General features: G+C 62.1%; 4 protein-coding genes and 2 pseudogenes. 5 read left to right on the forward strand and 1 reads right to left on the reverse strand.

Annotated features, from left to right (window positions below; all coding sequences use genetic code 11):
* Positions 1-366 (reverse strand): annotated as a pseudogene (locus EN742_RS20975) (hypothetical protein); the annotation flags it as partial.
* A 372-nt stretch (positions 367-738) separates the two neighbouring features.
* Between EN742_RS20975 and glmM the strand changes: the two are divergent.
* The 5 genes and pseudogenes from glmM to EN742_RS21000 form a co-directional block, all read left to right on the forward strand.
* Positions 739-1,866: pseudogene (gene glmM, locus EN742_RS20980) on the forward strand (phosphoglucosamine mutase); the annotation flags it as partial.
* 240 nt (positions 1,867-2,106) lie between these two features.
* On the forward strand, positions 2,107-2,922 hold the full coding sequence (locus EN742_RS20985) for an outer membrane protein (protein ID WP_126057884.1): 816 nt from the start codon (positions 2,107-2,109) through the stop codon (positions 2,920-2,922).
* Positions 2,923-3,127: 205 nt separating this feature from the next.
* A complete protein-coding gene (locus EN742_RS20990; protein ID WP_126057885.1) occupies positions 3,128-4,006 on the forward strand; it encodes an outer membrane beta-barrel protein in 879 nt (292 codons plus the stop codon).
* Between the two features lie 200 nt (positions 4,007-4,206).
* Positions 4,207-5,382 carry a phosphoserine transaminase gene (locus EN742_RS20995; protein WP_126057886.1) on the forward strand — a complete coding sequence of 392 codons (1,176 nt, stop codon included), beginning with the start codon at positions 4,207-4,209 and terminating at the stop codon, positions 5,380-5,382.
* Between the two features lie 67 nt (positions 5,383-5,449).
* Positions 5,450-6,090, forward strand: a 641-nt coding sequence (locus EN742_RS21000) for a hydroxyacid dehydrogenase (RefSeq protein ID WP_281034980.1), incomplete at its 3' end; no start/stop codon positions are given.

Genomic DNA, 6,090 nt, shown 5'->3' on the forward strand with positions numbered 1-6,090 from the left:
GTTCCACTTCATGCCGTTCAAGGTGCCGGCAGCCTTTGCGGCCTGGTACTTGGTGCTGCATTCCTTCGCGGTCAGGCCCTTGGCCGCGTTGTCGTCGTCGGCGGCGGCCGCCTTGGAGTCGGACTTGGCCGCATCGCTTGCCTTCGCCGTCTTCTTGGCGGGCTTGGTGTCGGTGGTTGCGGCGGCATCGGTGCCGCATTCAGCCTTGCGGAACTGGTTCCACGTCTGGCCGTTAAGTGTTCCGGCGTCCTTTGCCGCGTTATACTTGGTGCTACACTCGGCGATGGTAAGCGCGTTGGCCGGCGCCGCCAGGAACAAGGTTGCGACGGCTAATCCCGTCAAGGTTGCAAGTCGATGGATGAGCATGGCGTTTTCTCCGTTGCTGTCGCCCATAGGTTGTCCCTTTGCGAAACCAATAGCCCTCAACGCCCGCCCGCGCCAGATGCTACCAGCGCGGACGCCCTCACAAACTGTGTTCCTCCCGATAAGGTGATGGAATCCTTGCGATCTGGTCCGCCTGAGCAAGGTTTGCGGGGCGAATCTACAGCCAACGGACCTGCAACGCCTGGTCCATTGCCGCAAGACTGGACGGCCATGTTAGGCTGTCGAATCACTTGACCAGCCCAGCACAATGATTTTCTAAGGAATGGTAATATATAATCACGAAATGTGATGATCGGGTGCGGCTCAATTGTGGCAATACGGGCGGCTGAAAAACCGACGGGGATCTAGAAACGCATGGCAGGGCAGTATTTTGGCACCGACGGCATTCGCGGACGCGCCAACAAGTTTCCGATGACGGCCGAGGTCGCCATGCGGGTCGGTATGGCGGCAGGCCTTTCGTTCCAGCGCGGCAGCCATCGCCACCGCGTCGTGCTCGGCAAGGACACGCGGCTTTCCGGCTACATGATCGAGAACGCGATGGTGTCGGGCCTGTGCGCGGCCGGCATGGACGTGTTCCTGCTTGGCCCCATTCCGACGCCGGCGGTCGCCATGCTGGTGCGCTCGCTGCGCGCCGACATCGGCGTGATGATCTCGGCCTCGCACAATCCGTATTATGACAACGGCATCAAGCTGTTCGGCCCCGACGGCTATAAGCTCTCCGACGAGATCGAGGAGCGCATCGAGGGCATGCTGGACAAGGATATCGAGCTGGCGCTTGCTGATTCCGACGGGCTCGGCCGCGCCAAGCGCGTCGACGGGGTGCACGACCGCTATATCGAATTCGCCAAGCGTACGCTGCCGCGCTCAATGTCGCTGTCGGGCCTCAGGATCGTCGTCGATTGCGCCAACGGCGCCGCCTACAAGGTGGCGCCCGAGGCACTTTGGGAACTCGGCGCCGAGGTCGTGGCCATCAATGTCGAGCCCAACGGCTTCAACATCAACAAGGAATGCGGCTCGACCCATCCGGCCGGCCTGCAGAAGAAGGTGCATGAAGTGCGCGCCGATATCGGCATCGCGCTCGACGGCGACGCCGACCGGGTGGTGATCGTCGACGAGAACGGCGCCATCGTCGATGGCGACCAGATCATGGCACTGATCGCCGAGTCCTGGCACCAGAGCGGGCGTCTGGCCGGCGGCGGTGTCGTGTCGACAGTGATGTCCAACCTCGGCCTCGAACGCTTCCTCGGCGACATGAAGCTGCAGCTGCACCGTACCAAGGTGGGAGACCGCTATGTCGTCGAGCACATGCGCGCGCATGGATTGAATGTCGGCGGCGAGCAATCCGGCCACATCGTGCTCTCGGATTTCTCGACCACGGGCGACGGGCTTGTGTCGGCGCTGCAGGTGCTGGCCTGCATCAAGCGGCAGAACCGGCCGGTCAGCGAGCTGTCAAAGAAGTTCGAGCCGGTTGCGCGCATCCTCGATCGCCGCCTGAGTGCGCGAAGCAATCCAGCTCTGCAAGCCCGCCGTCAGGCGGGCTTTTTTGTCCGTGCGCGAGCGATGCGGTCGGCCCTGTTCGCAATGCGACTCTATCTAAAATTGTATAGATTCGTGGTTAATCGGTACGGTTAAACGGCTTTTAACCTTTGCAATTCATTATCCAAACCCGAAGTCAATCATCTTCGGGCGGGTGTCGTCCCGAGGCTTCTTAGGGGTGACAGCATGTTCAATACAAGAATGGCATTGTTTGCCGCGCTGTTCGCGGGGATGGCGGCACCAGCGCTCGCAGCCGATCTTACGGAGCCGCCAGTGGTCGAAGCGGCGCCGCCGCCGGTCGCCTACGAGCAGCCGGTCGAAGTCGGCGGCTGGTACATCCGCGGCGATATCGACTATCACTGGTCGAATTTGGGTAGCATCGACTACATCACGTACGGGCCGCCGCCCGGCACCAACGATTTCGATTTCGGCGACCTAAAGGGCGGGTTCTCGCTCGGCGGCGGCGTCGGTTATAAGGTCAATGACTACTTCCGCACTGATCTAACTGCCGATTACTGGTTCAAGTCAGACTTCAACGGCCAGACCTCGGATCTCGTCACGACATCGACCGAGGTTTCGAAGATGAGCGCCTTCCTTCTGCTGGCTAACGCGTATGCCGATCTCGGCACCTATCACGGGATCACGCCTTATGTCGGCGCCGGCATCGGCGGCGCGCGTATCAAGTGGGACACGGTCCGCGATCCGAACACCACCGAGACCAACCCCGGGTCGACCAACTGGCGTTTTGCCTACGCGCTCATGGCGGGCGCTTCCTATTGCTTGACCGACAAGATCATCTTTGACGCGGGCTACCGCTTCAGCCACATCCAGGGCGGCCGCATGTTCGAGTTTGATACGACTAGCTCGGGTCCTGGCTTCGACCACGGCATAAGCACGCACGAGGTACGCGGCGGTCTGCGCTATCAGTTCGGCGGCAACAATGGGTGCGCAGCGCCGGTAGTGGCCTATCAGCCTGAGCCGGAGCCGATCTACACCAAATAAGCTCTTCGAGATCCGAGAGTTCCTCAACCGCCCGGCTTTTCGCCGGGCGGTTTTCTGTTTGAGCTATTTGCCCGAACGAAAACTCTTCGCGATCAATTCGCTAACCGTCTGTTATCCTTAACCGGCACTTAACCACTATGGTTAACAATGCTCCTTGAAAAACGGTGCTGCGCTGCGGCGCGCGCCAAGTTCGGGAGCCGGGGACATGGTATTCAAATCGCGTATAGCGCTGGCGCTGGCCGCCATCGTGCTGATGCCGGTGACGCAGGCGCTGCCGGCCGACTACGATCCGCCGATCTATGTCGACCAGGCGCCGGACTACGTGCCGGTCGAGGTCGGCTCGGGATGGTACCTGCGCGGCGATATCGGCTACGCCTTCAACAAGCCCTACGACTTCTCGGAGTCGCCAACCGGCGTCATCACCGATGTCAGCGCGCTGTCCGCATCCGTCGGCATGGGTTACCACTTCAACGACTACTTCCGCGGCGAGCTGAATTTTGGCCTGCTGCCGACGAGCAAGTTCGACAACCAGTATGTCACCACCTGCGAGGGCACCGAGACGACGACCGTGACCGACAACACTTCGGGCACCATCGTCAGCCAGGTGTCTGGGCCCAGCACCCGGTCCTGTAACGGCTCGGACTATACGCGCAACAAGGCCTATGACGTCATGGCCAGCGCCTTCGTCGATCTCGGCACCTATGTCGGCTTCACCCCTTATCTCGGCGGTGGCGTGGGGCTGGCCTACAGCACCTACACGCTGGCCCAGGGCGCCAGGGACTGCGAGAACGACTCGACCTCGGTTGTTGGCGGCGGCAACACTACGACGACCAGCTTCAGCTGCTTTGATTCGAGCGTCTATGACGGCACGGTCACGCGCGAAAGGCAGTTCAACATGGCCTATATGCTTGGCGCCGGCTTCGCCTACCAGGTCAGCAAGAATGTCGCGCTCGATTTCGGCTACGAATATGTATCGGTGCCGGGGCTGAAGTACGCGACCATCGACAACGTCGGCACGCCGACGATCCACAAGGGCATCGACTATCAGCAGGTCAAGGTCGGGCTGCGTTACGATCTCTGGTGAGGTTCGCATCAGCAAGGACAAGCGCCATGGCGGGTCATGTGATCCGCCATTTGCTTTTGCCATCACCACCGGCCGCTGCGATGCGAATATCCCGTCAGCGACAAAAACTTTGCTCTTGACGCCGGAAGCCTGAACGCATATCGCCGTCCGTGGGCCACCCCTCCCCAACGAGGGGCCACTATCTGGAAGGATAGACCACGATGACGACGCTTACGAAGCCCGGACTCCGTCCGGCAAACCCCAATTTCTCCTCAGGTCCTTGCGCAAAACGCCCCGGCTGGTCGGTCGAGGCGCTGACCAAGGCTCCGCTCGGACGCTCGCATCGCGCCAAGATCGGCAAGAGCAAGCTCGAGCAGGCGATCGAGCTGACGCGCGAGATCCTCAAGGTTCCCACCGGCTACCGCATCGGCATCGTGCCGGCGTCCGACACCGGCGCGGTCGAGATGGCGCTGTGGTCGCTGCTCGGCGAGCGCGGCGTCGACATGGTCGCCTGGGAGAGCTTCGGCTCCGGCTGGGTGACCGATGTGGTCAAGCAGCTGAAGCTCGCCGACGTGCGCAGGTTCGAGGCCAGCTATGGCGCGCTTCCGGATCTGGCCAAGGTCGATTTCGACCGCGACGTCGTCTTCACCTGGAACGGCACCACATCGGGCGTGCGGGTTCCGAACGGCGATTTCATTCCTGCCGACCGGAAGGGCCTGACGATATGTGACGCGACGTCGGCCGCCTTCGCGCAAAGGCTCGACTTCGAAAAACTCGATGTCGTCACCTTCTCCTGGCAGAAGGTGCTGGGCGGCGAGGGCGCGCATGGCATGCTGATTCTGTCGCCGCGCGCCGTCGAGCGGCTGGAGACATACAAGCCTGCATGGCCGCTGCCGAAAATTTTCCGCCTCACCTCGGGCGGCAAGCTGATCGAAGGCATCTTCAAGGGCGAGACGATCAACACGCCGTCGATGCTGTGCGTCGAGGACTATCTCGACGCGCTTCATTGGGCGAAGTCGATCGGCGGCCTTGACGCCCTGATCGCCCGCGCCGACGCCAATGCGGCGGTGCTCGACCGTTTCGTCGCCACCTCGTCATGGCTTGGCCATCTCGCCGCCGATCCGGCGACGCGCTCGAACACATCGGTCTGCCTGTCCTTCACCGATCCGCAAGTCGCGGCGCTCGACGCCGACGGGCAGGCGGCTTTCGCCAAGGCGCTGGTCTCGGCGCTCGACAAGGAAGGTGTGGCCTACGACATCGGCGCCTACCGCGACGCACCGCCCGGCCTGCGCATCTGGTGCGGCGCGACTGTCGAGACCTCCGATCTCGAGGCGCTGCTGCCCTGGCTCGACTGGGCTTTTGCCGCGCAAAAGGCGTCGCTGAAGGCAGCTGCCTGAGTTTCCCGTGGCGGCCATCGGGGCCGCCCATTTCCAAACGGATCAATCCCTTTCGAAGGAGGCCGCCATGGCGCCCCGCGTTCTCGTCTCAGACAAACTTTCCACCACCGCTGTGCAGATCTTCAAAGACCGCGGCATCGAGGTCGACTATCTGCCCGACCTCGGCAAGGACAAGGAAAAGCTGCTCGAAGTCATTGGCCAGTATGACGGCCTCGCCATCCGCTCGGCCACCAAGGTCACCGAAAAGCTGATCAACGCCGCCACCAGGCTCAAGGTTGTCGGCCGCGCTGGCATCGGCGTCGATAATGTCGACATCCCGGCGGCAAGCCGCAAGGGCATCATCGTGATGAACACGCCCTTCGGCAATTCGATCACCACCGCCGAGCATGCTGTCGCCATGATCTTCGCCCTTGCCCGCCAGATTCCGGAAGCGAACGCCTCGACGCATGCCGGCAAGTGGGAAAAGAACCGCTTCATGGGCATCGAGATCACCAGCAAGACGCTCGGTGTCATCGGCTGCGGCAATATCGGTTCGATCGTCGCCACCCGCGGCGTCGGGCTCAAGATGCATGTTATCGCCTTCGACCCGTTCCTGTCTGACAGCCGCGCCGAGGAGCTCGGCGTCGAGAAGGTCGAGCTCGACGAGCTCTTCGCCCGCGCCGATTTCATCACGTTGCACACGCCGCTGACCGACAAGACGCGCAACAT

This window comes from Mesorhizobium sp. M4A.F.Ca.ET.020.02.1.1, from assembly GCF_004022645.1.
Classification (GTDB): domain Bacteria; phylum Pseudomonadota; class Alphaproteobacteria; order Rhizobiales; family Rhizobiaceae; genus Mesorhizobium.